Source organism: Amycolatopsis sp. NPDC004625, from assembly GCF_040609695.1.
In the GTDB taxonomy this organism is placed as follows: domain Bacteria; phylum Actinomycetota; class Actinomycetes; order Mycobacteriales; family Pseudonocardiaceae; genus Amycolatopsis.
This window is the reverse complement of sequence record NZ_JBEXKX010000039.1, coordinates 1-25,734: the sequence shown is the minus strand read 5'-3', so window position 1 is coordinate 25,734 and position 25,734 is coordinate 1. Positions and strand designations below refer to the sequence as shown.

Below are 25,734 nucleotides of genomic sequence, written 5' to 3'. Positions count from 1 at the left end.
GGTCAAGGCATTTTCACCCGGCGACGAAAAACGGGGCCCTCCCGGAAGGAGGGCCCCGTCCACGAAAGAACTCAGCCGAGCAGCAGGCCGTTGCCGCCCGCGACGGCGTTGTCGAAGCGCTTGGAGATCTCCGCCCAGTTGAAGATGTTCCACAGGGCCTTGACGTAGTCCGGCTTCACGTTCTTGTAGTCCAGGTAGAACGCGTGCTCCCAGACGTCGACCAGCAGGATCGGCACGGTCGGCAGGATCAGGTTGTTGTGGTGGTCGCGCAGCTGCTGGGTGATCAGCGTCTTGCCGATCGGGTCCCAGGACAGCGCGCCCCAGCCGTTGCCCTGGATCGTGGTCGAGACGGCGGTGAACTGCGCCTTGAACTTGTCGAAGGAGCCGAACGCCTCGTCGATCGCCGCGGCCAGCTCGCCGGTCGGCTTGTCGCCGCCTTCCGGCGACAGGATCTTCCACCACACGACGTGGTTGGCGTGGCCGGCCAGGTTGAAGGCCAGCGTGGTCTCCAGGCCGACGATCGAGCCGAAGTCGTTCGCTTCGCGGGCGGCTTCGAGCTTGTCGAGCGTGTCGTTCGCGCCCTTGACGTAGGTCGCGTGGTGCTTGCTGTGGTGCAGCTCGTTGATCTCGCCGGAGATGTGCGGCGCGAGGGCGCCGTAGTCGTAGTCGAGATCGGGCAGCTCGTAGCGGGCCATTGGCCCTCCTTCTGTCTTCGACACAAGTTTCCGGTACCGAACCTAGTAGCACACGCCCCTCCGCGGCGAGCGGGGGCGTGTCGTGATCACCGCCTGGGATGACCGGCTCGTAGGTGGCGTACCCCGGAGGTGCACCACCCGAAACCGAGCCTGCTACCTGGACTTAACTGGAGGTCAACGACGTGTGAGATCAGGCACGGAACTCGTCGAGCCGCCGCGCCAGCTCGTCGAAGACGGCGACGTTGCACTCGAACGCCACCAGCGTCTCGTCGATCACGCGGGCGCGCTCGGCCTCGTTCCAAGGCGCGTTGTCCAGCTTCGCCCGGTAGGCGTCCCGGAAACGCGGAGCGCTCCCGATGCTCTCGAAGTGGTAGAAGAGCGCACCGGCGTCGGCGAGGTCGTACTGGCGTTCCAGCACCCGCCGGATCGCCTGGCCGCCCGCGATGTCACCCAGGTAGCGCGTGTAGTGGTGCGCCACGTACCCACCGGCCCACGACGACGCTTCGCGGATCCGCGAGACGTACTCGCGGGTGGAAGCGAGCGGCGAGATCGTCGAGCGCCAGTCCGGGCCGACGAGGTGGGCCAGGTCGCGCTCGAGGTTCGGCAGCCGGCGCAGCTCGTCGAAGACGAACTCGCCCCCGACGCTGTCGCCGGCCATCCGGTCGCTCGCCGCCTCGATCGCGCCGTAGACGAAGTAGTACTGGATCGCGAGCTGCGTGTAGCCCTCCTGCGTCAGCTCGCCGCCGAGCAGGGCACGCATGTAGGTCGAGTAGTTCGCCTTCTCGTGCACCTCGAGCGTCGACGCGCGAAGGGTCGCCGAGAACGGGCGGGCGTCCGTGGTCACCGACATGGGCAGGCCTCCCGGGCGATCGATCTGACACGCTGTCAGAAAGAGCGTAGGGCATAGCTCGGGGTTAGGCCACCCTAAATCGTGGCGCCGACCGCCCGCAGCACGAATCGCACGGCCGCTTCGACGACGTCTTCCAGCTGCTCGGCCGGCCCGTCGACCAGGGTCCGGTTGCCCAGCGCCGCGGTGATCATCGGGATCAGGACGTCCGGGTCCTCGGCCGGCCAGCGGCCCAGGTCGACGCCGCCCGCGAGGATCGCGCGCAGGCGGTCGGTGATCGGGTCGGCGTGCGCGCTGATCCGCCGGTACGCCGCGGGGGCCAGCGCCGACGCGAGCGCCGTCCCCGGCGGCATGTGGTACTCCGCCAGCACGCGCAGCTGCAGCCGGACGAAGGTGGCCAGCTGGTCGACCGGGTCGGCCTGCGCTTCGACAGCGTCGGTCAGCCGCGTGACGTACTGCGCCGCCTCGTCCTCGACGAACGCGACGAGCAGGCTTTCCTTGTCCGGGAAGTGGTTGTACAGCGCCGTGCGGCCCACCCCGGCCGCCGACGCGACCCCGGCGAGCGTGATCGCGTCGAAGCCGCGCTCGTAGAGCTGGGCGCGCAGGACGTCGAAGACCCGGGTCCGCACCTCACGCCGGTGCGCCTCCAGCGACTCACCGAGAATCTTCGGCATCTGCCCAGGCTAGCGCTCAGTCCGCGACCGGCCAGGTGTGCACCGGCTCGCCCGCCTCCGACAGCTCCAGGTAGCGCCCCAGCATCAGGCTGAGCGCCGCCTCGCGGTCCACCCCGCGCTCCTGGGCGCGCAGCACGTAGTCGCGCTGCCAGGTCGCCCCGGTCCGCCGCGCGAGGCAGCGGCGCTCGATGATCCCGAGGTAGCGCTCGCGGGCCTCGTCGGAGACGTCGGAGCGGCGCAGGCCCTCGTGGGCCAGCGGCAGCAGCACGCGCAGCGCCAGCTCGTCCGGCGGGATCCAGCCGATGCCCGGCCAGTACAGCTGGCCGTCGAAGCCGCGGCGCGCGCCCGCGTAGAGGTTCTCCTCCGCGGCCTGGAACGACATCTGGGTCCACACCGGGCGGTCCGCCTCGGCCAGCGCGCGCTGGGCGCCGTAGAAGAAGGCCGCGTTCGCCACCGTGTCGACCACCGTCGGGCCGGCCGGCAGCACCCGGTTCTCCACGCGCAGGTGCGGCAGGCCGTCGACGACGTCGTACACCGGACGGTTCCAGCGCCAGATCGTCCCGTTGTGCATGCGCAGTTCGGTGAGCTTCGGTGCCTGCCCCGCGTCCAGCGCCTCGATCGGGTCTTCGGCGTCGGTTTCCGGGAGCAGACCGGGGAAATAGCGGACGTTCTCCTCGAACAGGTCGAAGATCGACGTGATCCAGCGCTCGCCGAACCACACCCGCGGCCGCACGCCCTGGTTCTTCAGCTCTTCCGGCCGGGTGTCGGTCGCCTGCAGGAAGAGCGGGATCCGCGTCTCGTGCCACAGCGCCTTGCCGAGCAGGAACGGCGAGTTCGACGCGAGCGCGATCTGCAGCCCCGCCAGGCACTGCGCCGCGTTCCAGTGCGCGGCGAACTCCTCCGGCGCGACCTGCAGGTGCAGCTGGACGCTGGTGCAGGCGGCCTCCGGCAGGATCGACTCCGCGTAGCTGCGCAGGCGCTCGGGCTGCTGGCCCGCCAGCGGCGCGCCCTCCATGGCGAGCACCGTGCGTTCCCCGCGGGCGGCGAAGATCTGGTCGTTCAGCGTGGAGTACCGCGTCTTGTTGGTCAGCCACTTCTGGTCGAAGTGCTCGTGCTTCAACGTCGGCAGGATGCCGATCATGGCCAGCGACGACCCGGTGTCACGCGCCTTCGCCGCCGCGGAGTCGAGGTACGCGCGGAGGTCGTCTTCGAGCTGGAGCGCCGAATCGCCGGCCAGCGGCCGCGGCGGGACGTTCAGCTCGATGTTGTGCTGCCCCAGCTCGGTGGTGAACGACGGGTCGTCGAGCGCCTCCAGCACCGCGGTGTTCGTCATCGACGGACGCAGCTCGCGGTCGACCAGGTTCAGCTCGACCTCGAGGCCGATGTTCTTGCGGGGGAACGAAAAACTGCCGTCCGTCAGCATCCGGGCCAGCGTGTCCAGGCAGCGCTGCACCTTGCGGCGGTACCGTCCTCGGTCCAGCGTGGTGAACGGCTGAGCCTCGAGGTCCATCCCCATGACCATCCCTGCTTCGTGTCGGCGTGGACTAGGACGTGTTTCAGGCCCCGGCGGACAACCGTTACACAGCCGATGCACCCGGGCTAGCGGCCAAACTGGTGCTCTCCGTCACGAGCGGTTAACCGAAAGCAAAATGGCCCCGTTCGTACCACCGGGCGGTGGACGTTCGGACCAGTGCGGCGCCCGGCAAGCGGATGACAGACTGAGCGGATGGGTGTGATCCACATCGACCACGCCGGTGATCCCCGCGTGGACGATTTCCGGGACCTGTCCACAGCGGACCGTCGCCCCGACCGGCCCGGCGGCCGGGGACTCGTCATCGCCGAAGGCTCCGTCGTCGTCGCGCGGCTGCTGGCGTCCCGCTACCCGGTACGCGCGCTGCTGGGCGTGCCGCGGCGGTTCGCGGAGCTGGCCGGCGACCTCGCCGGGCTGGACGTGCCGCAGTACTTCGCCTCCGCCGAGACGATGGCCGACGTGGTCGGCTTCCACCTCAACCGCGGGATCCTCGCCGTCGCCGACCGGCCCGCGCCGCTGACGGTCGCCGAAGTCGTCGAGGGCGACGGCCCGGTCGCGGTGCTGGAAGGCGTGGGAGACCACGAAAACCTCGGCGCGCTCTTCCGCAACGCGGCCGCGCTCGGCGTCGGCGGCGTGCTGCTCGGGCCCGGCTGTTCCGACCCGCTGTACCGGCGCAGCGTGCGCGTGTCGATGGGGCACGTCCTGCGCGTGCCGTTCGGGCACCTGACGGACTGGCCGGGCGGCCTCGACGACCTGCGGTCGCGCGGGTTCACGGTCGCGGCGTTCACCCCGCGGCCGGGTTCGGTCCCGCTGCGCGAACTGCGGGCGCACGCGCCCGGGCGGGTGGCGTTGCTCTTCGGCGCGGAAGGTCCCGGCCTGACCGAAACGGCGCTCGCGGCGGCTGATCACGCCGTCCGGATACCCATGCCGGCCGGAGTCGATTCACTGAACATCGCCACAGCCGCCGCCGTTGCCTTCTACGAACTGGCCAGGGGCGGCTAAGGTTCTTGTCTCCGAGGCGGGAAGGGGCACCATGGAGCTGCGGATCCGCGGCGAACGCGCCGTGCTGGCCGGCCCGGGCGGCGAGAGCGCCCGCGAGGTGGACCCGCACAAGCTCGCGATCGGCGCCGACCTGGCGCAGGCCCTGCACGAATGGGCGCGCGTGGCGTCCGCGGTCTCCGCCGATTCCGGCGAAGAAGCCGGTGCGGTGGTCTCGCAGCGCGGACGTCAGCTCGCCGGCCGGCTGGCCTCGGTGATGGGCACGACCGTGCGGTTCGTGGACCCGGTGACGGGTGCGGACACGGTCGTCGAGCCGCCCCCGCCCGCCGCCGCGGCCGGCCACCGGTTCGCCCGCGCGGTGCTCGGCCCGCCGGGGCCGCCGGGGGAGCCGACGCCGTGGCTGACCGGGCTGACCGTGTCGGCGTTCATCGCGGCCGTGGTCGTCGTCGCGATGCTGGCGCTGGCTTCGACGCTGGCCCGCGAGACGAGCGGCTGGCTGGCGCTGGCGGCTTCGGTCATCGTGACGGCCGGGATCACGCCGTCGCTGTGGCTGATCCGCCGCACCCCGATCCTGCGCTGGGCCGCGTACGGCGCGGCGGGCGGTGTCGTGGTCGCGTGGGTCGGCGTGCTGGTGATCGCCTTCTGACGCGAGCCGATCGGCCGTAGCCTGGCGGCATGGAGCAGCTGGACGCGTTGCGGGAGTTGTGCCTGGCCCTGCCCGAGGTGACCGAGCGGCTCAGCCACGGGTCGCCGGCGTGGTTCGTCCGTGGCAAGAAGACGCTCGCCATGTTCGCCGACGACCACCACGGTGACGGCAGGCTCGCGTTCTGGTGCCCGGCACCGCCCGGGGCGCAGGAAGAACTGGTGCGCACCGAACCCGAGCGGTTCTTCCGGCCGGCGTACGTCGGGCACCGCGGGTGGCTGGGGGTGCGGCTGGACGTCGACGTCGACTGGGCGGAGGTCGGCCGGATCGTGCGCGAGGCCTACCGGCAGGTGGCGCCGAAGACGCTCGCGGCGCGGGTGGATTAGCCGCGCTGCGAGCGGACCCCGAGGAGCACGTCCTCCCAGGACGGCACGATCGGGTGGTTCTTCTTGGCCTTCGGCCGCGGCTCGGGTACGGCTGCGTCTTCGTCCGGTTCCGCCGGGACGCGCGGGATCTCGCGGGTGTCGTCGTCCGGGTCCGGCTCGGCCGACGGCAGCTGGGCGCGCTCCGGCTCGACCGAGTCCAGCGTCGGCTGGAACTCCGTCTCGCGGGCCGGGGCGAGGGCGCGGACCGTGCGCGGCGGGCGGTACGCGTTCGGGTCCAGCAGGACCTCGGCGTTCTCGTCCAGCGCCGTCACCGTGCCGCCGTGCGCGCCCGGCGAGAACGCCCAGTGCGCCCGGTTGTCCGACCGCCCGGCCTTCCACCGCAGCACGACGACCCAGCGGCCGTCGTCGCCCTTCCAGGAGTCCCAGGTGGCCTGCGAGTAGTCGTGCCCGCGGACGCCGAAGCCGTACGCGACGACCTCGCCGAGCGTCTGCACGTCGGGGCCGTCTTCGCGGACCGGGTGGGCGCTCTGCGCCAGCTCGGCGGTCCGGGACCGTTCGAGCAGGACCGGGTAGGCGTAGCGCTCGACGCGCTGCGTCGAGACACCGGCGCTCGCGGCGACCTGTTCGACGGACTCGCCGGCCCGGATGCGCTGCTGGATCTCGCGTGGCCGCATCTGGCTCTCCAACTCGATTTCGATCTGGCCGAGGCGGGTGATGTCACCCCGCGCCGCCGCGCGCAGACGCTCATCAGCCGGGAGCAGGAAGCGAGTACGGCTCGCCGGGTCTTCCAGCACGATGGACTTGCCGTCCTCGTGCAGTCCGACCACTCGCAGCGCCCGCATTGTTCTCGCCTCCCCGATCTTCTTCACCGTTGTGGGTGCCCACGTTAGAACGGCGCGTCGGCTTGACGTGCGAGGCGCGCCGAGTCCGCACCGAACTGCCCACTGTTCATTTCGCGTCTTCGCATCCTCGCCGACCCAGGTCAGCGGCGAAGGGGTGACACGCCGGACACGCGGAGTCACGATCGAGTGGATCAAGCGGGTGGCAGCCGGACCGTCACGGCCAACCCGCCGCGCCGCCCGGGCTGGGCCTCCGCGCGGCCTCCGTGGGCCTGCGCCACCGAGCGGACGATCGACAGCCCCAGCCCCGCGTTGCGGGTGTCCCCCGTCCGCTCCGCGCCGCCCACCCGGCGGAACGGCTCGAACAGCGTCGGTACCGCCTCCGGTGGCACCACCGGTCCCGAGTTCCGCACCTCCAGGGCCGGGTCCCCGCGCACCTCCACGTACACCCAGCCGCCCGAAGCGTTGTACGTGATCGCGTTGACCACCAGGTTCGTCACCAGGCGCTCGAGCAGCACCGGGTCGCCCGCCACCGTCCGGGGGCGCAGGCGGGTCTCCACCGTCACCCCGGCCGCCGTCGCCGCGGCCGCCGTGGCCCGGACGACCGAAGCCGCCACCTCGTCGAGGCGCACCGGCGTTCGCGCGCTCAGGCCGCGGTCGCTGCGGGCCAAAACCAGCAGCCCCTCGATCATCCGTTCGCTGCGCTCGTTCGTGTGCAACAGGTGCGTTCCCAGCTTCTTCAGCTCCGGCGGCACCTCCGGGTCGGCCATCGCCACCTCGATCAGCGTCCGCTGCACCGCCAGGGGCGTCCGGAGCTCGTGGGACGCGTTCGCGACGAACCGCTTGTGGCTGTCGAACGACTCCGCGAGCCGGTCGAGCATGCCGTCGAACGTGTCCGCCAGCTCCTTCAGCTCGTCCGGTGGCCCTTCGAGGTTGATCCGGCGGTCGAGCTTGCCCGCCTCCAGCCGCCGGGCGGTCGAGGTGATGTCGTGCAGCGGCCGCAGCGCGCGGCCGGCCATCAGCCAGCCGAACAGCACCGCCAGCGCCGCCGTGGCCACCAGCGCGATCGCCGAGCCGACCAGCAGCGTCGACAGCGTCGAGGAGCGGTACTCGTCCAGCGAACCGCTGAGCAGCCGCACCGCCACGCCCGGGGAGCCCACGACCGTGCCGGCCTGGACGCCGTAGAGCGCGTCGGCCGAGCCGATGGTCGTCGAGGCGACCCGGGTCGGGTCCGGCAGCGTGCTCTGCACCAGCAGGTAGTTGATGACGACCAGGACCAGGCCGGCGAGCAGGAAGAGCCCGCCGTACCAGGCGGTCAGCTTCGTCCGGACGGACAGGCCGTTCACGGCGCGCCGAACCGGTAGCCCGCGCCCGGCACCGTGCCGATCACCGGCGGGTCGCCCAGCTTGCGCCGCAACGTCATGACCGCGACGCGGACCGCGTTGGTGAACGGGTCCGCGTGCTCGTCCCACGCTTTTTCCAGCAGGTCTTCCGCACTCACCACCGTGCCTTCGGCCCGCATCAGCACCTCCAGCACGGCGAACTCCTTCGGCGACAGCAGCAGGAACCGGCCGTCGCGAGCCGCCTGGTGCCGCGGCAGGTCGAGGACGACGCCGTCGCGCTCCAGCACCGGCGGCAACGCCGGCCGCGCGCGCCGCGACAGCGCCTGGACCCGGGCCACCAGCTCGGCGAACGCGAACGGTTTCGTCAGGTAGTCGTCGGCGCCGAGGCCCAGGCCGGCGACCCGGTCGGTGACGTCGGCGGCCGCGGTCAGCATCAGCACCCGCGCCTCGCCGCCGGCCCGGACCACGGCGGCGCAGACGGCGTCGCCGTGCACCTTCGGCAGGTCGCGGTCGAGCACCACGACGTCGTAGCCGTGCACGCCGACCCGCTCCAGGGCCTGCTCGCCGTCGTAGCAGACGTCGACGGCCATCGAGAAGCGCCGCAGCCCCTCGGCGACCGAGTCGGCCAGCAACCGCTCGTCCTCCACCACCAGCACCCGCACCGGCCCAGTCTGCGCAGGCAGGCCATAAGGACCGCATAAGCGCCGTCGCTTAGCGCGCCCGAATCCCCCGGTCCGTAGACCTGGCACCCATCCGGACGAAAGGAGCGAGCCGATGCGGACACGGATCGTCGTCGCGGCGATCGGGGCGGCGTTGCTGCTCGGGGGTTGCGGCGCGAAGACGGACGACGGGTCGAAGGTCGCCTCGATTTCGACGCCGCCGAAGAGCGGCGGGCCCACCGCGGCCGACAACAGCGGCAAGAGCGACGAGGACAAGATGCGCGACTTCGCCAAGTGCATGCGCGAGCACGGCGTCGACATGCCCGACCCGAAACCGGCGGGCGACGGCGGAGGCATGGCGATCACGCTGGGCGGCGACGGCACGGACAGCTCGAAGCTCGACGCCGCGCAGAACGCCTGCAAGCACTTCATGCCCAACGGCGGCGAGATGAAGCCGCCGAGCGCCGAGGAACTCGACAAGATGCGCAAGGACGCCAAGTGCATGCGCGACCACGGCATCGACATGCCCGACCCGGACCCGAGCGGCAAGGGCGCGACGCGGATCGGCGGCCCGGGCGACGACCCGAAGAAGTTCGAGGCCGCCGCGAAGGCGTGCGGGCTCGGCATGAGCTCCAGCTCGAAGGCGGGCAAGTGAACGACGTGACGCCCCTCAGGCCCCGCCGCCGCGGCCGGACGCGCTGGTTCGTCGCGGCCGCCGTCCTGGTCGTCGTGCTCGGCACCGGCTCCGTCGTGATCCTGACGCGGGTGTCGAGCGCGACCCCGGTCAAGGAGGCCGCGCCACCCGCCGTCGAGACGGCGGAGGTGGTCAAGACCGACCTCAGCGAAGAAGAGGAGGCCGACGGCACCCTCGGCTACGGCGACGAGTCGGTCGTCGCCGGTCGCAAGCCCGGCACGATCACGTCGCTGCCGGCCGCCGGCGCCACCCTGGCCCGCTGCCAGGCGGCGTACGGAGTGGACGCGAAACCGGTGCCGCTGTTCTACGGCACGCTGCCCTTCTACCGCGACCTCGCCGCGGGCGTGGACGACGGCGCCGACGTCAAGCAGCTCGAGGAGAACCTCAAGGCGTGCGGGTACGGCGGTTTCGGCACGCCGGACAACAAGTTCACCGCGGCGACGGCGGCCGCGTTGAAGAAGTGGCAGAAGGCCCTCGGCCTGGCGCAGACCGGTGCGTTCGGCCAGGGTGACGTCGTGCTGGCGGCGGGTGAAGTCCGCGTGTCGGCGCTCGCGGCCAAGCTCGGCTCGCCGGCCCAGGGCGAGGTGCTCAAGACGACCGGCACGGTCCGTTCGGTGCAGGTCAAGCTCGACGCGGCCAAGCAGGGCCTCGCCCAGCAGGGCGCGAAGGCGTCCGTGACGATCAACGGGAAGACGACGCCGGGCACGGTCACCGACGTCGGGCGGACCGCCGTCGAGGGCAAGGACCAGGCCGGCCAGGACGACGGCAAGCCGAAGATCACCGTCACCGTCCGCCTCGACGACCCCGCCGTGGCCGGCAGCCTCGACTCGGCCCCGGCGAGCGTCCGGTTCACCAAGGACGTTCACCAGGGCGTGCTCGCGGTCCCGGTCGGCGCGCTGCTCGCGCTCGCCGAAGGCGGGTACGCGGTCGAGGTCGACGAGAACGGCCAACGCCGGCTGATCGCCGTCCAAACCGGACTGTTCAGCGGCGGCAAGGTCGAGGTCACCGGCACCGGGCTGGCCGCGGGCCTGCGGGTGGTGACGACGTCGTGACGCCCGTGCTGCGCGTGCACGAGGTCACGCGCACCTACCCCGGCGGGGTCGCCGCGCTCGACGGCGTCTCGCTCTCCCTCGACGACGGCGAGATGGTGGCGATCGTCGGGCCGTCCGGCTCCGGCAAGTCCACGTTGCTGCACCTGATGGGGACGCTCGACCGCCCCTCGTCGGGCCGCGTCGAACTGCACGGCCACGACGTCGCCGCACTGCCCGACCGCAAGGTCTCGGCGCTGCGCTCGCGCTGGATCGGGTTCGTGTTCCAGCAGTTCTTCCTCGACGAAGGGATGAGTGCGGTGGACAACGTGTGCACCGGCCTGCTCTACGCCGGGGTGCCGCGACGGCGCCGGCGCGCGCGGGCACTGGCCGCGCTCGACCGCGTCAAGCTGGGACACCGGGCGTGGCACCGGCCCGGCGAGCTCTCCGGTGGTGAACGCCAGCGCGTCGCGATCGCCCGGGCCGTGGTCAACGACCCGGCGATCCTGCTGGCCGACGAGCCGACCGGCAACCTCGACACCGGCACCGGCGCGTCCGTGCTCTCGCTGCTGGGGGAGCTCTCCACCGGCGGCACCACGATCGTCGTGATCACCCACGACCGCGAGATCGCCGCGGGCATGCCGCGCCGGATCGAGCTGCTCGACGGGCGCCTGCGGCTCGACACCGGCCTGGTGGGTGCGCGATGACCCTGGTGCAGCTGCCCGAGCCGGCCCGGCTGAAGCCGCCGGACGTCGTCGCGCTCGGCGCGCACGGCATGCGGACGCGGCCCGTGCGCGCGGTGCTTTCCGCGCTGGGCATCGCGATCGGCGTCGCCGCGATGGTGGCGGTGCTGGCGATTCCGGCGTCCGGTGCGCAGGCCCTGCACGACCGGCTGGCCGCGCTCGGCACGAACCTGCTCACCGCCGGGCCGGGGCAGACGCTGTTCGGGAAGAACGCCGTCCTGCCCGACGACGCCGTCCCGATGGCCAAGCGCGTCGGCCCGGTGCAGGCGGCCGCCGGCACCGGCACGACGTCGGCGAGCGTCCGGCGCAGCGACCGGATCGCGCCGGACGACACGTCCGGGCTCTCGGTGTACGCGGCCCGGCCGGACCTGCTCGCCGTGCTGGGCGGCAAGGTGCGGGCGGGGGCGTTCCTGGCCGCGGGCAACCAGGACTACCCGGTGACGGTGCTGGGTTCCCAGGCCGCGGCTCGCCTCGGCATCGACCACCTCGACCCGGCCCGGCCACCGCAGGTGCTGATCGGCACGCAGTGGTTCACCGTCGTCGGCATCCTCGCGCCGATGCCGCTCGCGCCCGAGATCGAGCGCTCGGCGCTGGTCGGCTGGGACGTCGCCAAGCGGCTGCTGGAGTTCGACGGCCATCCGTCCACTGTGTACGTCCGCGCCGAAGAGTCCGCTGTGGACGCCGTCCGGTCGGTGCTGGCCGCGACGCTGAACCCGCAGGCGCCGAACGAGGTCGAGGTGCGCCGCCCGTCGGACGCCCTCGCCGCGCAGAAGCTGACGGATACCACCTACAGCGCGCTGTTCCTCGGGCTCGGCGGCGTCGCCCTGCTGGTCGGCGGCGTCGGCGTGGCGAACACGATGGTCATCTCGGTGCTGGAACGGCGGCGCGAGATCGGCCTGCGCCGGGCGCTCGGGGCGACGAAACGGCAGATCCGCGGGCAGTTCCTGGCCGAGTCGGTGCTGCTGTCCGGGTTCGGCGGGCTGGCGGGGGTGCTGGCCGGGGTGCTGGTGACCGCGGGGTACGCGCTGAGCCAGGGGTGGCCGGCGGTGCTGCCCTCGGCCGCGCTGGCCGGCGGCGTGGGTGTCGCGGCGCTGGTCGGGGCGGTCGCGGGGGCCTACCCGGCGGTGCGGGCGGCGCGGCTGGCGCCCACGCGCGCGCTGGCCTGAGGGGTGCACGAAGGCCGGGTGGCGAGTTACGCGCCACCCGGCATTCAGCACGTTGGAAGATTTCCGCCACGATCCGCCGGGTGTTGGATGAGGCTGCGGGGGAGGGAGCCGATCGAAGGGCGGGACGGCAGTGCTGCGAATCGAGGCGAACCGGCGCGATTTCCTGCGGTGGCTGGCGACGGCGGGAGCGGGCCTGGCCGCCGCCGGAGTCGCGCCCGCCGTGTTCGCGCAGGAGGCCGCGGCCGCCGGCACCGGCGTGGTGGTCGTGACCGGAGCGACCCTGATCGACGGCACCGACGGCCCGGCCCGGCCGGACTCCGCCGTCGTGCTGGTCGGGGACCGGATCGCCTGGGTGGGCCCGGCCGCCGAGGTGCCGTCGTGCGGGAGCGCCCGCGTCATCGACGGCCGCGGCCGCTACCTCGTGCCCGGCCTGTGGGACATGCACGCCCACGGCATCGACTACGAAGACCTGTGGCCGCCGCTGTTCCTGGCCAACGGCGTCACCGGCATCCGCGAAATGCAGGGGTACGACGAAAACCGCGTCACGCGCGACAAGATCGCCCGCGGCGAGCTGCTCGGCCCGCGGGTCGCGCTGGCCAGCGCGATCATCGACGGCCCGGTGTCGCTGCTCGGCCCGCCGGTCACGAAGGTCGCGAACGCCGAGGAAGCGCGCGCGGCTGTCCGGACCGCCATCGCCCAGCGCTCGGACTTCGTCAAGGTGTACTTCTACCTGCCGAAGGACGCGTTCGCCGCGATCGCCGACGAGTGCCGGCGCCACGGCCTGACGTTCGCCGGGCACTGGCCCTACCGGCTCCGCGTGCTCGACGCCGCCCGGGCCGGGCAGCGCAGTTTCGAGCACCTCTTCGGGCTGCCGATCGCCACGTCGAGCCGCCGGGACGAGTTCCTCGCCCGGCTCGACGCGACGCCGTTCGACCCGAAGGCCCCGCGCGACTTCTTCAACCTGGCCCGCGAACTCGACCGGCAGGCCGCGCAGGCCTACGACCCGGCCGCGGCGGACCGGCACTTCGCGGGACTCAACGCCTACGGCAGCCGGCTCAGCCCCACGTTCACGGTCAACCGGGTGATCTCGCGGCCCGCCGACGCCTACGCGCACGACCCCCGGCTCAAGTACATCTCCCAGGACATCCGCGACCTCTGGGCCGACCGGCTGCCGCTGTTCACCCCGGCCACCGCCGCGCAGGCCGCCCAGCAGGAGGCCTACTTCGAGGCGCAGCTGCGGCTCGTCGGGGAGGCGCACCGCGCCGGCGTCGGGATCCTCGGCGGGACCGACTGCCAGAACCCGTACGTCTTCCCCGGGTTCAGCCTGCACGACGAGCTGGGCTGGCTGGTCGAAGCCGGGCTGAGCCCGCGGCGGGCGCTGCAGGCGGCGACCCGCGACGCGGCCGCGTTCCTCGGCCGGGCGCACACCGCCGGGACGATCACCCCCGGCAAGGACGCCGACCTGGTGCTGCTGGACGCCGACCCGCTCGCCGACATCGGCGCGGTCCGGCGCATCGACACGGTCGTCACCGCCGGCCGCGTCCTCGCCCGGGCCGACCTCGACCGCCTGCTGGCCGGCGCCGAGGCCGCGGCGAGCCGCCCGGTCACCGCGGCGAACGCCAGGTCAGTGCGGTTGCCGGTGCACGGCTGCTGCTGAGCCCCGGGTAATCTCGGCCGGTCGAAGACCGGTTCGAGGGGGGCACATTGACTGGGCGCAAGCCGGCTTGGTCGCTCGTCGTACTCGAGGTCGCTGCCGTCGTGCTGGTGCTGGTCCTCAAGCGCTTCGACGGCCTCGACCTCGAGGTCTACCTGGGGGGCGCGAAGGCGCTGGCCGAGCAGGGCTCGCCGTACGACGCCTGGGTGCCGACCACGCACCAGATCCTGCTGCCGTTCACCTACACGCCGTTCGCCGCCGCGGTGTTCCTGCCCGGCACGCTGCTGCCGTTCGCGGTGACGATGAAGCTGGTCAGCATCGCGTCGATCCTCGCGACCGGCGTGGTCGCCTACCTCTACGTCGCCACGCTCAACGGCTCGCTCACCGACGCCACGAACGTGCGCGGCCGGACGGTGGCCGCGCTGGTCGCCATCGGCGCCCAGCTCGCGGGGGCCCTGCTCGAGCCGGTGCGTTCGACGCTGGGCTTCGGGCAGATCAACGCGCTGCTGATGGTGCTGGTGGTGCTCGACGTGCTGCTGCCCGGCGAGCGGAAGCGGACCAAGGGGCTGCTGATCGGCGTGGCCGCGGCGATCAAGCTGACCCCGGCCGTCTTCGTCGTCTACTTCCTGGTCCGCCGCGACTTCCGCTCGGCCGCACGGGTGGTCGCCGGGTTCGTCGTGGCCGGGGCGCTGCTGTGGCTGATCCGGCCGTCGGCGTCCTTCACGTACTGGACGAAGCTCGTCTTCGACGCGGGCCGCATCGGCGGCGTCGACTACGTCGGCAACCAGTCGCTGCACGGCCTGACCGTGCGCGCCGGCCTGCCGGAGTTCGGGTGGCTGCTCGCCGCGGCGGCTGTGATGGGCCTGGTCGCGGTGATCATCGTGCGTGCCGCCGAGCCGGTGCTCGGGCTCACCGCCTGCGCGCTCGGCGGCCTGCTGGTCTCGCCGATCTCGTGGACCCACCACTGGACGTGGTGCGTGCCGGTCCTGGTGCTGGCCGGGTGGTACGCGTGGCGCTTCGACCGGGCGATCCGGTGGGTGGCGGCCGCGGTCGTCGTCGCGGGACTCGCGTTGTTCATCGTCGGCCCGATGTGGTTCGCGCCGCGCCCGGCGCCGTCGGTGGGCTGGTGGCTGGCGACGGAGTCCTACGAGCTGTACGGCCTCGCGCTGCTGGTCCTGGCCGCGTTCGGCGCCCGCCGCCTGGGCACGAAGAAGGGGACCTCCGCCACCGAAGCGGCGAAGGTCCCCTCCAAGGAACCTCAGGTCAGCTGAGCCGCTCGACCACGTACTCGACGGCCTGCGTCAGCTTGGTGACGTCGTCCGGGTCGATGGCCGGGAACAGGCCGACGCGCAGCTGGTTGCGGCCCAGCTTGCGGTACGGCTCGGTGTCGACGATCCCGTTGGCGCGCAGCACCTTCGCCACCGCGGCGGCGTCGACGTCGTCGCTGAAGTCCACCGTGCCGACGACCTGCGAGCGCAGGTCCGGGTCCTTCACGAACGGCGTGGTGTAGCTCGTCTTCTCGGCCCACTCGTACAGCCGCGACGACGAGTCCTTCGTGCGCGAGGTGGTCCACTCCAGGCCGCCCTGGCCGTTCATCCACTCGATCTGCTCGGCGAGCAGGAACAGGGTGGCCACGGCCGGGGTGTTGTACGTCTGGTCCTTGCGGGAGTTGTCCAGCGCGGTGGTCAGCGACAGGAACTCCGGGATCCAGCGGTCGCCGCCGCCGATTTCGCCGATCCGCTCGACTGCGGCCGGGGAAGCCAGCGCGATCCACAGCCCGCCGTCCGCGGCGAACGACTTCTGCGGCGCGAAGTAGTAGACGTCGAAGTCCTCGGCCTTGACCGGGAGACCGCCGGCACCGGACGTGGCGTCGATCGCCACCAGCGCTCCGTCGCTGGCTGTGAGGTTTTCGGGGCGGCGGACCGGCACAGCCACGCCGGTCGACGTCTCGTTGTGCGCCCAGCCGACCAGGTCCGCGCCGGCTTCGTAGGCGATGTCGGGCGCGCTGCCCGGCTCGGCCTTGACGACGATCGGGTCGGCCAGGAACGGCGCGCCCTTGGTCACGGTGGCGAACTTCGAGGAGAACTCGCCGTAGGTGAAGTGCTGCGCGCGTTCGCGGACCAGGCCGAAGGCGGCCGCGTCCCAGAACGCCGTGGTGCCGCCGTTGCCGAGGATCACCTCGTAGCCCTCGGGCAGGGAGAACAGCTCGGACAGGCCCGCCCGCACGCGTCCGACGAGGGACTTGACCGGCTTCTGCCGGTGCGACGTGCCGAGGTAGGTGGAGCCGGACTCCGCCAGCGCACTCAGCTGCTCGGCGCGGACCTTCGACGGTCCGCAGCCGAAGCGGCCGTCGGCCGGCTTGAGGTCTGCGGGGATGGTCAACTCAGCGTCGGTCATGTGGTCAGTCTCTCAGGTCGGGATACGGCTGGTGAAGGGGGTATTTCGCGTCCAGCATGTGGAACGCTGGGCCGGTCGGGTGTACCGGGTCCGGTCGCCGTGGGGGTAAAAACACGGTTTCCGCCGTGGTGTCCGCCCGGTAGCTTCACGCCGTTGTGAAGGTCCCGCTCACCACCCTGGGGGTGTGAGCGGGGCCCGTCAACCTCTCAGCGCCAGTTCTCGACGCCGCCCGGGACCGGCGCGGCCGGGTCGTACGGCGTGCGCGTGAAGATGAACGTCGCCAGGTCGAGGTGGGTGGCGACGCCTTCGGTGTCGCGGCCGACTTCGAGCGTCTCGCCGGCGTAGTAGCCGTCGAGACCGAGGTAGGTGTCCTGGCCGGCCGGGCGGAACCGCGAGCTGCGCCCGGCGCCTTCGGCCGGGGCGAGCTGCAGCAGGCCGTCGCCCTGGACACGCAGGTGGTACGGCGTCGGGCCCCAGTGCCAGAGCCCGGTCAGCGCGAGCAGCTCCGGGTCGGTGGCGGACGGCACCCACTCGGCGGGCAGCCGCGGCTCCAGCTCGTCGGTCATCGTGATCAGGTCGAGGCAGAGCTGGGTGATGCCGACGCCGGACGTCGAGTTGGCGAGCACCAGCGCGCCGGTCTGCGCGGCCGGGTCGACCAGCGTCACGGCGAGGAACCCGGGCATCGAGCCGGTGTGGCCGGCGAAGCGGCGGCCCTGGTAGCGCACGAGCATCAGGCCGAGCCCGAACCCGGTCGTCCAGACGTCGGTGTCGTCGACGGTGACCATGGTCCGCATCTCGGCGACGGTCTCCGGCGCGAGCACGCCACCGGTGTCGCCGCCGAGGAACGCCGTCCAGCGGCCGAGGTCGGTCGCCGTCGACCACAGCTGCCCGGCGGGGGCCATCGCACCGGCGTCCGGGCTCGGTTCGGGCAGCAGGACGTCGGCGAAGGGGTGCACGGCGAAGCCGTCGGCGTGCGCGCCGACCGGGTGCGGGGTCGTGCGGGTCATCCCGAGCGGGCCGAGGACCTCCTCGTCGAGCACGGAGAGCCAGCCCTTGCCGCGGTGGCGGGCGAGGAGTTCGCCGAGGACGCCGTAGCCGACGTTCGAGTAGTGGAACCGCGCGCCGGGCCGGTGCTTGGTCGCGCCCTCGGCGAGGCTGCCGACCAGGGCGTCCCAGTCGGCGCCCGGGGTGCGTTCCCACCACCGGCCGGGCGATTCGGACGTCAGGCCGGAGGTGTGGGAGAGCAGCTGGGCGACGGTGGCGCTGCCGAACGGCGTGCCCGGGACGTGCTTTTCGAGGGGGTCGTTGAGGTCGAGGAGGCCCTCGTCGCGCAGCCGCATGACGGCGGTGGCGACGAGCGTCTTGGTGATCGAGCCGAGCCGGTACTGGGTGTCGGTGCCGGGCTGCTGCTCGCCGACGCGTCCCCGGCCGCCGGACCAGACGAGTCCGCCGTCCCGCACCACGGCGGCGACCAGCGAAGGAGCCCGGCAGACGGCCTGCTCGTGGGCGATCCGGCGGAGGAGAGCGTGTTCGGTCGAGGCAAGCATGCAGGCATTCTGCCGCGCGACGGCGGGCGAAGCAGGTCCTGGTCCTCAGCCGAGGAGGTTCCGGGCCATCGCCGTCGTCACCGCCGCCGTGCGGTCCGAGACGCCGAGCTTGCCGAAGACCCGCAGCAGGTGGGTCTTCACCGTGGCCTCGCTGATGTGCAGGGCGCGGCCGATGTCGGCGTTGGTGCCGCCCTTCGCCACCAGCCGGAGCACCTCGACCTCGCGGGCCGACAGGGGTTGTGGTTCCGGGTTGCGGACGCGGTTGACCAGCTTCCCGGCCACCGACGGCGCCAGCACCGTCTCCCCGCGGGCCGCCGCGCGGATCGCGTTCGCCAGCTCCGCGCGGGAGGCGTCCTTCAACAGATAGCCCGACGCGCCGGCCTCCACCGCGCGCAGGATGTCGGCGTCGGTTTCGTACGTCGTCAGCACCACGATCCGGCGGCCGGGCTGCTCGCGCAGGATGCGGCGGGTCGCGCCGACGCCGTCCAACCCCGGCATCCGCAGGTCCATCAGCACGACGTCGGGGGCGGCGACCCGGTCGAGCGCGACGGCCTCGTCGCCGGAGCCCGCTTCGCCGACGACCGTCAGGTCCGCCTCGGCTTCGAGCATGCCGCGGAGGCCTTCGCGGACGACGGGGTGGTCGTCGACGAGCATGACGCGGATCAAGCCGGCACCTCCAGGGTGAGTTCGGTGCCGCTGGGGCCACTTCGGACACTCAGTCTGCCACCGACCTGCTCGGCGCGTGAGCGCATCCCGCGCAGCCCGAACCCGGTGGCGTGGTCGGGGTCGAACCCGGTGCCGTCGTCCCGCACCGACAGCCGCACGGCACCGTCCACAACGGACAACCGGACCGACACCGCCGACGCGGCCGCGTGCCGGCGGACGTTGTTCAGCGCTTCCTGCGCACCCCGCAGCAGGACGACCTCGCCCGCCATCCCGATCGACGGCAGTGCACTGTCCACTTCGTACTTCACCGGCACGCCCGTCTCGTCGGCGAGCCGGTCGGCCTGCCGCCGGACGGCGTCGACGAGCGAACCGGCCGCGAGATCGGCGGGAGCCAGCGCGGCGACCATCGCGCGGGCCTCCGTCAGGTTGTCCCGGGCCGTGCGGGCGGCCAGCTCCGCGTGCCGCCGCGCCGCCGCCGGATCGGTGTCCAGTTCGGACTCGATGGCCTGGGCGAGGGTGACGATGCTGGTGAACCCCTGGGCGAGGGTGTCGTGGATCTCCCGCGCGAGGCGTTCGCGCTCGGCCGCGGTGCCCGCCTCCCGGGAGAGGCGGGCGACCTCGGCCTGGCTCGCCTCGAGCTTCGCGATCAGGTCCGCGCGGCCCCGGCTCTCCTCGATGACGTGCCCGATGAACTTGCCGCACAGCACGCCGAACACGACCAGGATCGCCGTCATCGGCAGCATGATGTGCAGCGTCGGGCCGCTGAGCCCGTCGTTGACGATGGCCGCCGCGGGGTTGGTCAGGATGGCGATCGTGGTCAGGACGGCCGCCGGCCGGAACTCGAGCGTCGAGAACAGCAGCGGGCACGCCATGAAGAGGATGAACCCGGACGTCCCTTCGGCGACCATGGCCACCCCGACCAGCACCAGGACCAGCACGGCGAACACCCACCGCTGCCGCAGCGACGAGTCGTCGTCGCGGACCAGCCGGCGGCCCCACAGCAGGTAGCTCAGCGCCAGCGCGGTGAGCGCCCCGGCCGCGACCGCCGTCCGCGCCGGGTCGGCGTGGTCGAGGAGCACCAGCGTGGTCGTGGCCAGGTAGGCCACCGCGAAGAGGATCTCCCAGAGCCAGTTGAACCGGTCCCAGGCGTCGGTCACTTCGCGTCGGACCACCGGAAGGTCAGCCGCGCCAGCACCGCCCCCACCACGCACCAGATCCCCAGCACCAGCGCCACCCGCGGAAGTTCCCATGTCCCGGCCATCTCCATCCTCACCGCGCCGTCCGGCAGGAACACCGACCGGAACCCCTGGCAGATCCACTTCAGCGGGAAGAACGACGCGATGTCCACCATAACTTTCGGCAGGTTCGTGATCGGCGAGACGAACACGCCGGAGATGAACTGCAGCACCAGGTACAGCATCTGCACGATGGCGACCGCGCCGTTGGTCGACTTCGCGAGCGAGCTGATCGCGATGCCGAGCAGCGTGCAGGAGACGATGCCGAGCGCGAACACCCACAGCAGGGTCAGCCACTTCGCCGGGTCGGACGGCAGCCGCAGCCCGAACAGCAGGACGGCGACCAGGGACATCAGCACCGTCTGGGCCAGGCTCGACACCGCGACCAGCACCATCTTGCCGACGAAGTACGACGCCGGCGGCATCGGCGTGCCGCGCAGGCGCTTGAGGGCGCCGGTCTCGCGGTCGGCCGAGACGCCGGTGGCGATGCTGTTGAACGACGTCGACACGATGCCGGAGCCGATCATCCCGGCCGCCAGCAGCTGGCCGGAGGTGACGCCGTCGAGCGCGGTCGGACCGTCCAGGATGGACCCGAGCAGGATCATCAGCACCGCGGGCAGGGAGAAGGTGAAGACCACCTGTTCCTTGTGCCGGAAGAACTGCCGCAGCTCGGTGCCGCCGCGGGCGAGCCCGAGCGACAGCGGGCCCGGCAGGGTCACAGCTGCCTTCCGGGTGGCGGAGCCCCCGGCTCGGGGCGAAGCCCCGGGTGTCACGGTCATGCCTTGTCTCCGATCAGGTCCAGGTAGATGTCCTCCAGGCTCGGCCTGGTCACCGTCAGCCCGGCGAGCTCTCGACCCCCAGCCGAGAGTTCGTTCACGAGCTTGGTCGGGTACGCGGTGTGCTCGACGTGCTCGCCGCGTTCGTCGGTCCAGCGCACGGTGGCCTCGGCGGCGGCCCGGCCGCCCAGGTTCTGCGGGGTGTCCTGGGCGACGATCTCGCCGCGCGCGATGACCGCGACGCGGTCGGCGAGCGCTTCGGCTTCGTCGAGGTAGTGGGTCGTCAGCAGGATGGTGGTGCCCTCGGCGGCGAGGTCGCTGATCAGCGACCAGAACTGCCGTCGCGCCTCGGGGTCGAAGCCGGTGGTGGGCTCGTCGAGGAAGAGCAGCTCGGGCCGGCCGATGATGCCGAGGGCGACGTCGACGCGGCGGCGCTGCCCACCCGAGAGCGCCTTGACCCTGGTGCGGGCCTTTTCGGTGAGCCCGACCTTGTCGATCACCTCGTCGGGGTCGCGCGGGTCGGGGTAGTACTTCGCGAAGTGCCGGACGGTCTCGGCGACGCTCAGCTCGGCGGCGTCGGTCGCCGTCTGCAGGACGATGCCGAGCCGCGACCGCCACGCGCGCCCGGCCTTGCCGGGGTCTTCGCCGAGCACGGTGACCTCGCCGGACGTCCGCTGCCGGTGGCCTTCGAGGATCTCGACGGTGGTGGTCTTCCCGGCGCCGTTCGGGCCGAGCAGGGAGAACACCTCGCCCTGGGCGATGTCCAGGTCCAGCCCGGCCACGGCGAGGTGACCGGGGTACTGCTTGCGCAGGCCGCGCACGCTGACTGCTGTGGTCATGGCTCAAGCCTGGCGGTTCCCGCGGGCGGATCCGACCAACGCCCGGCTGAATCCGGCTGTCCACCGTTCGATGGACACCGGCGGCCTGGTTTCCCGTGGAACCACGAAAACGCTGTCATACAAGCAAAAATCCGAACATCCGGTGACGCGACACCGCCGCGCGGGTGAACCGTGCTGTTGACAGGTTGTCTAACATGACAGAATGTCTCACAAGTGGGTGACCGCCAGCGACGGTGTCCGCCTCTCCGTCACCATCGACGGCCGGAGTGACGGGCCCACGGTCGTGCTCGTGCACGGCTACCCGGACAACAGCTCGATGTGGGGCGGGGTGGCCGCGTCGCTGGGGGCCGGACACCGGGTCGTCACCTACGACGTCCGGGGTGCGGGACAGTCGGACAAGCCGTCGGGACGCGCGTCCTACCGGCTGGACCAGCTGGCCGACGACCTGCGGGCCGTCGTCGAGGCGGTGCAGCCGGCCGGTCAGGTGCACCTGGTCGCCCACGACTGGGGCTCGATCCAGACCTGGCACGCCATCACCGGGGACGGCCTGCGCGGGCGGGTCGCTTCCTACACGTCCCTGTCGGGGCCGAGCCTCGACCACGCCGGCGCGTGGTTCCGCGCGCAGCTGCGGCGTCCGACACCGAAGCGGCTCAAGAACGCGCTGAACCAGTTCCTGCACTCGTGGTACATCCTCGCCTTCCAGCTCCCGGTGCTCCCGGACCTGCTGTGGCGCACCGGCCTGCTGGGCAAGCAGATCCAGCGGATGGAACCGGACGCGGCGCCGCCGGACAGGTCCGACGGCCTGCACGGCCTGCAGCTGTACCGCGCCAACATGTTCACCCGGCTGTCGCGCCCCGCGCCCCGGCCCGTAGACGTCCCGGTGCAGGTGCTGGCCCCGACCGGCGACGCCTACGTCACGACGCCGCTGCAGACCGAGGTCACCCGCTGGGTGCCGGACCTGCGGATCCGCCGGATCGTCGGGACGCACTGGGTGACCCGGGCCCGGCCGGAGGCGGTCGCCGCCGCGGCCGCCGAGCTGATCGAGTACGCCGAGACCGGCGCCGAAAGCCGCGGCCTGCGCCGCGCCCGCGTCGACGCCGGCCCGTTCGCGCACAAGCTCGTCGTCGTCACCGGCGCGGGCAGCGGGATCGGCCGCGCGACCGCGTTGGCCTTCGCCGAGCGGGGAGCCGACGTCGTCATCACCGACATCGACGCCGCCGCGGCCACCGAGACCTTGAAGCTCCTGGGCGGCCACGGCGTCGCGGAGTACACAGTGGACTCTTCGGACGGCGACGCCGTGCACCGGTTCGCCCGCGATGTGCGTGAGCACCACGGCGTCCCGGACATCGTGGTGAACAACGCCGGGATCGGGATGTCCGGCCCGTTCCTCGACACGTCCGTCAAGGACTGGGAACGCGTCATCGACGTGAATCTCTGGGGCGTGATCCACGGCTGCCGCGCGTTCGCGCCGATGCTCGCCGAGCGCGGTGAAGGCGGCCAGATCGTCAACCTCGCTTCGGCGGCCGCCTACCTGCCCTCGAAGATCCTTTCCGCCTACGCCACGACGAAGTCGGCCGTGCTGACGCTGAGCGTCTGCCTGCGGGCCGAGCTGGCCGCGCACCACATCGGCGTCACGGCGGTCTGCCCGGGAATCGTGAAGACCAACATCACCAGCACGACGACGTTCGTCGGGGTGTCCGAAGAGGAGCAACGGCGGCGGCAGCAGTCGAGCTCGAAGCTCTACGCGCGCCGCGGGTTCGGGCCCGAGGGCGTCGCGCGGGACATCCTGCGTGCCGTGGAAAAGGATCTCGCGATCGCACCGTCCACTCCGGAGGCGAAGGTCGCTCTGGTCCTTTCGCGACTGACGCCCGGCCTGCTCCGCCAGGCCGCAAAACTGGATCTGACGCCGTGAGCCGGCCGCGGCGGATGTCGCCGCAGGCCCGCCGCGACGACCTGATCCGCGCCGCGCTCGACCTGTTCGGCTCGCGGGCCCCGGAACTGGTCGCGGTGGACGACATCGTGGCCCGCGCCGAAGTGTCGCGGCCGTTGTTCTACCGGTACTTCTCCAGCCTGCGCGAGCTGCAGGTGCAGGCGCTGCGCACGGTCACCGACGGGCTGATCGACGGGCTGGCCGGGCTCGAGGAGGGCCCGCCGGAGGTGCGGCTGCGCGCGGCCGTCCGGGGCCTGGTCGATGTCGCCGACCACTACCGGGCGGGCTACATCGCGTTGCTGCGCAGCGGATCGGTGATCGCGACGTCCGAAACGGACGCGGCGATCGACGAGGTCCGCAACCGGGCGGTGGCCCTGATTCTGGACGCGCTCGGCGTCGAAAACCCCTCGCCGCTGCTCTCGCTGACCCTGCGGTGCTGGACGGCGGTCGTCGAGGGGGCACTGCTGAGCTGGCTGCAGGAACGCAGCGTCGAGCGGGAGGACCTCGACGGCTGGCTCGTCGACCAGCTCACGGCCATGCTCGGCGCCACTGCCCAGCACGAACCGGCCGGCGCCGCGGAGGCACCGGCCGGTCGGTGAGCGTCAGTGCTTGGTGACGAGCTCCCAGCCCTCGACGTCCTCGGGGGTGCGCGGCGCCGGGCCGACGTACTTGGCCGACGGCCGCACCAGGCGTCCGGTGCGCTTCTGCTCCAGGATGTGCGCGGCCCAGCCGGCGGTACGGGCCGAGCTGAACATCGCGGGCATCATGTGCGGCGGGACCTGCGCGAAGTCCAGGATGACCGCGGCCCAGAACTCGACGTTGGTCTCGATCGGGTGATCCGGGCGCCGCTCGCGCAGCTCCTTCAGCGCGGCCTGCTCCAGCGCGGCGGCCGCCTCGTAGCGGGTCGCGCCCAGCTCCTGGCAGGTCCGGCGCAGCACGCGGGCCCGCGGGTCCTCGGCGCGGTAGACGCGGTGGCCGAAGCCCATCAGGCGTTCCTTGCGGTCGAGGATGCCCTTGACCAGGCCCTCGGGGTCGCCGGTGCGCTCGACCTCTTCGATCATCGGCAGCACGCGCGCCGGGGCGCCGCCGTGCAGCGGGCCCGACATCGCGCCGATGGCGCCGGACATCGACGCCGCGACGTCGGCGCCGGTGGACGCGATGACGCGGGCGGTGAAGGTCGACGCGTTGAGGCCGTGTTCGGCGGCCGACACCCAGTAGGCGTCCAGGGCCTTGACGTGGGCCGGGTCCGGCTCGCCGCGCCAGCGGATCAGGAACCTCTCGGTGATCGAGTGGGCCTCGTCGACGCGGGTCTGCGGGACCGCGGGCTGGCCGATGCCGCGCGCGGACTGGGCGACGTAGGACAGCGCCATCACCGAGGCGCGGGCCAGCTGCTCGCGGGCCTCTTCGTCGGTGATGTCGAGCAGCGGGCGGTAGCCCCAGATCGGGGCGAGCATGGCCAGCGCGGCCTGGACGTCCACCCGGACGTCACCGGTGTGCACCGGCAGCGGGAAGGGCTCGGCGGGCGGGAGGCCGTGACCGAAGCGGCCGTCCACGAGAAGACCCCAGACGTCGCCGAAGGTCACCTTTCCGGCGAGGTCCTCGATGTCGACGCCGCGGTAGCGCAGGGCACCGCCGTCCCGGTCGGGTTCGGCGATTTCGGTGTGGAAGGCGATGACGCCCTCCAGACCCGGTCGGAAGCCGTCGTCGGGTTGGCCGGACGGCTGTGGCTTGCTGATCGTGGAGGTAGTCACTGTTTCGCGGAACCTTTCGGTGCGCTTTTCCCCGGCTGGTTGGTGCTGGTCGCGCGGTTGGGACAAGCGCACTGAACGCGCGCCACATCGCACGGATGGATAGACCTTGCTCTCTTGACGGGCGGGTGGCAATCGAAAGATGCGGTGGTTTCGGTCACGATTACGAGAACGATTCAGTCACACGTCCGGTCAGACCGGAGAATTTTCACCACTCAGTGTGACGAAGCCCAGGTAAATCCTGTGTTTCCGAACCGGGCGCTCCCCGGTTGCGGGTGATAGACCTAGCGGATGCACCTCAGCCCGCAGGAGCGCGACAAGCTGCTCATCCACGTGGCGGCGGACGTCGCGCGGAAGCGGCTGGACCGCGGTGTCCGGCTCAACTACCCCGAGGCGGTCGCGCTGATCACCGACCACGTCCTCGAAGGCGCCCGGGACGGGCGGACGGTGAGCGAGCTGGTGGCCAGTGGACGGACCGTGCTCTCGCGGGCGCAGGTGCTCGACGGCGTACCCGAAATGGTCGACTCCGTGCAGGTCGAGGCCACTTTCCCGGACGGCACCAAGCTCGTCACCGTGCATGACCCGATCGTGTGACCCACCCGTCGTGAGTGGTAATGTAGACCTCCAGGAGCCCGGCGCCGCGGCCGGGGAAGAGCAGCTCGATGCCGGTGGCGATGCCGTGCCGCCAGTCCACC

At 72.1% G+C, this 25,734-nt stretch carries 26 protein-coding genes; 12 read left to right on the top strand and 14 right to left on the bottom strand.

Annotated features, from left to right (window positions below):
• Positions 1-71: 71 nt before the first annotated feature.
• The 4 genes from ABZW17_RS34145 to ABZW17_RS34130 all read right to left on the bottom strand — a co-directional run bounded on the left by ABZW17_RS34145 (position 72) and on the right by ABZW17_RS34130 (position 3,732).
• Complete coding sequence (locus ABZW17_RS34145) at positions 72-695, bottom strand: superoxide dismutase (RefSeq protein ID WP_003088226.1); 624 nt, start codon at positions 693-695, stop codon at positions 72-74.
• A gap of 190 nt (positions 696-885) precedes the next feature.
• Complete coding sequence (locus tag ABZW17_RS34140; protein ID WP_354823386.1) at positions 886-1,545, bottom strand: biliverdin-producing heme oxygenase; 660 nt, start codon at positions 1,543-1,545, stop codon at positions 886-888.
• 74 nt (positions 1,546-1,619) lie between these two features.
• Positions 1,620-2,216 (bottom strand): TetR/AcrR family transcriptional regulator, encoded by a 597-nt coding sequence (locus ABZW17_RS34135; RefSeq protein WP_354823384.1) that lies wholly within the window; start codon positions 2,214-2,216, stop codon positions 1,620-1,622.
• Positions 2,217-2,232: 16 nt separating this feature from the next.
• Positions 2,233-3,732, bottom strand: a complete 1,500-nt coding sequence (locus ABZW17_RS34130) for a glutamate-cysteine ligase family protein (protein WP_354823382.1) — start codon at positions 3,730-3,732, stop codon at positions 2,233-2,235.
• Between the two features lie 210 nt (positions 3,733-3,942).
• Here ABZW17_RS34130 and ABZW17_RS34125 point away from each other — a divergent pair, with 210 nt between their 5' ends.
• From ABZW17_RS34125 to ABZW17_RS34115, 3 genes are read left to right on the top strand one after another with little or no spacing between them, the layout of a single operon-like run.
• Complete coding sequence (locus ABZW17_RS34125; protein ID WP_354823380.1) at positions 3,943-4,749, top strand: RNA methyltransferase; 807 nt, start codon at positions 3,943-3,945, stop codon at positions 4,747-4,749.
• 31 nt (positions 4,750-4,780) lie between these two features.
• Positions 4,781-5,392, top strand: a complete 612-nt coding sequence (locus tag ABZW17_RS34120; protein ID WP_354823378.1) for a DUF2537 domain-containing protein — start codon at positions 4,781-4,783, stop codon at positions 5,390-5,392.
• A 29-nt stretch (positions 5,393-5,421) separates the two neighbouring features.
• Positions 5,422-5,775 carry an MmcQ/YjbR family DNA-binding protein gene (locus ABZW17_RS34115; RefSeq protein ID WP_354823376.1) on the top strand — a complete coding sequence of 118 codons (354 nt, stop codon included), beginning with the start codon at positions 5,422-5,424 and terminating at the stop codon, positions 5,773-5,775.
• Here ABZW17_RS34115 and sepH read toward each other — a convergent pair.
• The 3 genes from sepH to ABZW17_RS34100 form a co-directional block, all read right to left on the bottom strand.
• Positions 5,772-6,617 (bottom strand): septation protein SepH, encoded by an 846-nt coding sequence (gene sepH / locus ABZW17_RS34110; RefSeq protein WP_354823374.1) that lies wholly within the window; start codon positions 6,615-6,617, stop codon positions 5,772-5,774. The genes ABZW17_RS34115 and sepH overlap by 4 nt on opposite strands.
• A gap of 191 nt (positions 6,618-6,808) precedes the next feature.
• Positions 6,809-7,960 (bottom strand): ATP-binding protein, encoded by a 1,152-nt coding sequence (locus tag ABZW17_RS34105; protein ID WP_354823372.1) that lies wholly within the window; start codon positions 7,958-7,960, stop codon positions 6,809-6,811.
• Entirely contained in the window at positions 7,957-8,619 is a 663-nt protein-coding gene (locus ABZW17_RS34100) for a response regulator transcription factor (RefSeq protein WP_354823370.1), read from the bottom strand. The genes ABZW17_RS34105 and ABZW17_RS34100 overlap by 4 nt, the downstream gene beginning before the upstream one ends.
• A 112-nt stretch (positions 8,620-8,731) precedes the next feature.
• On the opposite strand from ABZW17_RS34100, the gene ABZW17_RS34095 reads away from it, so the two are divergent.
• The 6 genes from ABZW17_RS34095 (at position 8,732) to ABZW17_RS34070 (ending at position 15,172) form a co-directional block, all read left to right on the top strand.
• Positions 8,732-9,271: a hypothetical protein gene (locus ABZW17_RS34095; RefSeq protein ID WP_354823368.1), complete on the top strand. Its 540-nt coding sequence runs from the start codon at positions 8,732-8,734 to the stop codon at positions 9,269-9,271.
• Between the two features lie 5 nt (positions 9,272-9,276).
• Complete coding sequence (locus tag ABZW17_RS34090; RefSeq protein WP_354823366.1) at positions 9,277-10,362, top strand: peptidoglycan-binding protein; 1,086 nt, start codon at positions 9,277-9,279, stop codon at positions 10,360-10,362.
• Positions 10,359-11,045, top strand: coding sequence for an ABC transporter ATP-binding protein (locus ABZW17_RS34085; protein WP_354823364.1), 687 nt, complete (start codon positions 10,359-10,361; stop codon positions 11,043-11,045). Before ABZW17_RS34090 ends, ABZW17_RS34085 begins: the two co-directional genes overlap by 4 nt.
• Positions 11,042-12,247: an ABC transporter permease gene (locus ABZW17_RS34080; protein ID WP_354823362.1), complete on the top strand. Its 1,206-nt coding sequence runs from the start codon at positions 11,042-11,044 to the stop codon at positions 12,245-12,247. The genes ABZW17_RS34085 and ABZW17_RS34080 overlap by 4 nt, the downstream gene beginning before the upstream one ends.
• Positions 12,248-12,377: 130 nt before the next feature.
• A complete protein-coding gene (locus tag ABZW17_RS34075) occupies positions 12,378-13,904 on the top strand; it encodes an amidohydrolase family protein (RefSeq protein WP_354823360.1) in 1,527 nt (508 codons plus the stop codon).
• Positions 13,905-13,951: 47 nt separating this feature from the next.
• Positions 13,952-15,172: a glycosyltransferase 87 family protein gene (locus tag ABZW17_RS34070; protein WP_354823358.1), complete on the top strand. Its 1,221-nt coding sequence runs from the start codon at positions 13,952-13,954 to the stop codon at positions 15,170-15,172.
• Here the strand turns inward: ABZW17_RS34070 and serC are convergent.
• The 6 genes from serC to ABZW17_RS34040 form a co-directional block, all read right to left on the bottom strand.
• Positions 15,165-16,298: a phosphoserine transaminase gene (serC, locus tag ABZW17_RS34065; protein WP_354823356.1), complete on the bottom strand. Its 1,134-nt coding sequence runs from the start codon at positions 16,296-16,298 to the stop codon at positions 15,165-15,167. The genes ABZW17_RS34070 and serC overlap by 8 nt on opposite strands.
• A gap of 206 nt (positions 16,299-16,504) precedes the next feature.
• Positions 16,505-17,845, bottom strand: coding sequence for a serine hydrolase domain-containing protein (locus ABZW17_RS34060; protein WP_354823354.1), 1,341 nt, complete (start codon positions 17,843-17,845; stop codon positions 16,505-16,507).
• Between the two features lie 45 nt (positions 17,846-17,890).
• Complete coding sequence (locus ABZW17_RS34055) at positions 17,891-18,511, bottom strand: response regulator transcription factor (protein WP_354823352.1); 621 nt, start codon at positions 18,509-18,511, stop codon at positions 17,891-17,893.
• Complete coding sequence (locus ABZW17_RS34050; RefSeq protein ID WP_354823350.1) at positions 18,508-19,668, bottom strand: sensor histidine kinase; 1,161 nt, start codon at positions 19,666-19,668, stop codon at positions 18,508-18,510. Before ABZW17_RS34050 ends, ABZW17_RS34055 begins: the two co-directional genes overlap by 4 nt.
• Positions 19,665-20,525, bottom strand: a complete 861-nt coding sequence (locus ABZW17_RS34045) for an ABC transporter permease (protein WP_354823348.1) — start codon at positions 20,523-20,525, stop codon at positions 19,665-19,667. Before ABZW17_RS34045 ends, ABZW17_RS34050 begins: the two co-directional genes overlap by 4 nt.
• Positions 20,522-21,361, bottom strand: a complete 840-nt coding sequence (locus ABZW17_RS34040) for an ABC transporter ATP-binding protein (protein WP_354823347.1) — start codon at positions 21,359-21,361, stop codon at positions 20,522-20,524. The genes ABZW17_RS34045 and ABZW17_RS34040 overlap by 4 nt, the downstream gene beginning before the upstream one ends.
• A gap of 217 nt (positions 21,362-21,578) precedes the next feature.
• Here ABZW17_RS34040 and ABZW17_RS34035 point away from each other — a divergent pair, with 217 nt between their 5' ends.
• Together ABZW17_RS34035 and ABZW17_RS34030 are read left to right on the top strand one after the other, a co-directional pair.
• Positions 21,579-23,273 (top strand): SDR family oxidoreductase, encoded by a 1,695-nt coding sequence (locus ABZW17_RS34035; protein WP_354823510.1) that lies wholly within the window; start codon positions 21,579-21,581, stop codon positions 23,271-23,273.
• 14 nt (positions 23,274-23,287) lie between these two features.
• Entirely contained in the window at positions 23,288-23,890 is a 603-nt protein-coding gene (locus tag ABZW17_RS34030) for a TetR/AcrR family transcriptional regulator (protein ID WP_354823508.1), read from the top strand.
• A 3-nt stretch (positions 23,891-23,893) separates the two neighbouring features.
• Here the strand turns inward: ABZW17_RS34030 and ABZW17_RS34025 are convergent, their stop codons facing one another.
• Positions 23,894-25,042, bottom strand: a complete 1,149-nt coding sequence (locus tag ABZW17_RS34025) for a citrate synthase 2 (RefSeq protein ID WP_354823346.1) — start codon at positions 25,040-25,042, stop codon at positions 23,894-23,896.
• A gap of 288 nt (positions 25,043-25,330) precedes the next feature.
• Between ABZW17_RS34025 and ABZW17_RS34020 the strand changes: the two genes are divergently transcribed.
• Positions 25,331-25,633: an urease subunit gamma gene (locus tag ABZW17_RS34020; protein WP_020641633.1), complete on the top strand. Its 303-nt coding sequence runs from the start codon at positions 25,331-25,333 to the stop codon at positions 25,631-25,633.
• Positions 25,634-25,734 lie beyond the last annotated feature (101 nt).

Excerpts from the sequence above, each read along its gene's own strand:
- ABZW17_RS34120 (WP_354823378.1), top strand. The coding sequence starts at position 4,781 with ATGGAGCTGCGGATCCGCGGCGAACGCGCCGTGCTGGCCGGCCCGGGC.
- ABZW17_RS34135 (WP_354823384.1), bottom strand. The coding sequence starts at position 2,216 with ATGCCGAAGATTCTCGGTGAGTCGCTGGAGGCGCACCGGCGTGAGGTG.
- sepH (WP_354823374.1), bottom strand. The coding sequence starts at position 6,617 with ATGCGGGCGCTGCGAGTGGTCGGACTGCACGAGGACGGCAAGTCCATC.
- ABZW17_RS34145 (WP_003088226.1), bottom strand. The coding sequence starts at position 695 with ATGGCCCGCTACGAGCTGCCCGATCTCGACTACGACTACGGCGCCCTC.
- ABZW17_RS34125 (WP_354823380.1), top strand. The coding sequence starts at position 3,943 with ATGGGTGTGATCCACATCGACCACGCCGGTGATCCCCGCGTGGACGAT.
- ABZW17_RS34080 (WP_354823362.1), top strand. The coding sequence starts at position 11,042 with ATGACCCTGGTGCAGCTGCCCGAGCCGGCCCGGCTGAAGCCGCCGGAC.
- ABZW17_RS34130 (WP_354823382.1), bottom strand. The coding sequence starts at position 3,732 with ATGGGGATGGACCTCGAGGCTCAGCCGTTCACCACGCTGGACCGAGGA.
- ABZW17_RS34140 (WP_354823386.1), bottom strand. The coding sequence starts at position 1,545 with ATGTCGGTGACCACGGACGCCCGCCCGTTCTCGGCGACCCTTCGCGCG.
- ABZW17_RS34060 (WP_354823354.1), bottom strand. The coding sequence starts at position 17,845 with ATGCTTGCCTCGACCGAACACGCTCTCCTCCGCCGGATCGCCCACGAG.
- serC (WP_354823356.1), bottom strand. The coding sequence starts at position 16,298 with ATGACCGACGCTGAGTTGACCATCCCCGCAGACCTCAAGCCGGCCGAC.
- ABZW17_RS34020 (WP_020641633.1), top strand. The coding sequence starts at position 25,331 with ATGCACCTCAGCCCGCAGGAGCGCGACAAGCTGCTCATCCACGTGGCG.
- ABZW17_RS34030 (WP_354823508.1), top strand. The coding sequence starts at position 23,288 with ATGTCGCCGCAGGCCCGCCGCGACGACCTGATCCGCGCCGCGCTCGAC.
- ABZW17_RS34095 (WP_354823368.1), top strand. The coding sequence starts at position 8,732 with ATGCGGACACGGATCGTCGTCGCGGCGATCGGGGCGGCGTTGCTGCTC.
- ABZW17_RS34045 (WP_354823348.1), bottom strand. The coding sequence starts at position 20,525 with ATGACCGTGACACCCGGGGCTTCGCCCCGAGCCGGGGGCTCCGCCACC.
- ABZW17_RS34115 (WP_354823376.1), top strand. The coding sequence starts at position 5,422 with ATGGAGCAGCTGGACGCGTTGCGGGAGTTGTGCCTGGCCCTGCCCGAG.
- ABZW17_RS34040 (WP_354823347.1), bottom strand. The coding sequence starts at position 21,361 with ATGACCACAGCAGTCAGCGTGCGCGGCCTGCGCAAGCAGTACCCCGGT.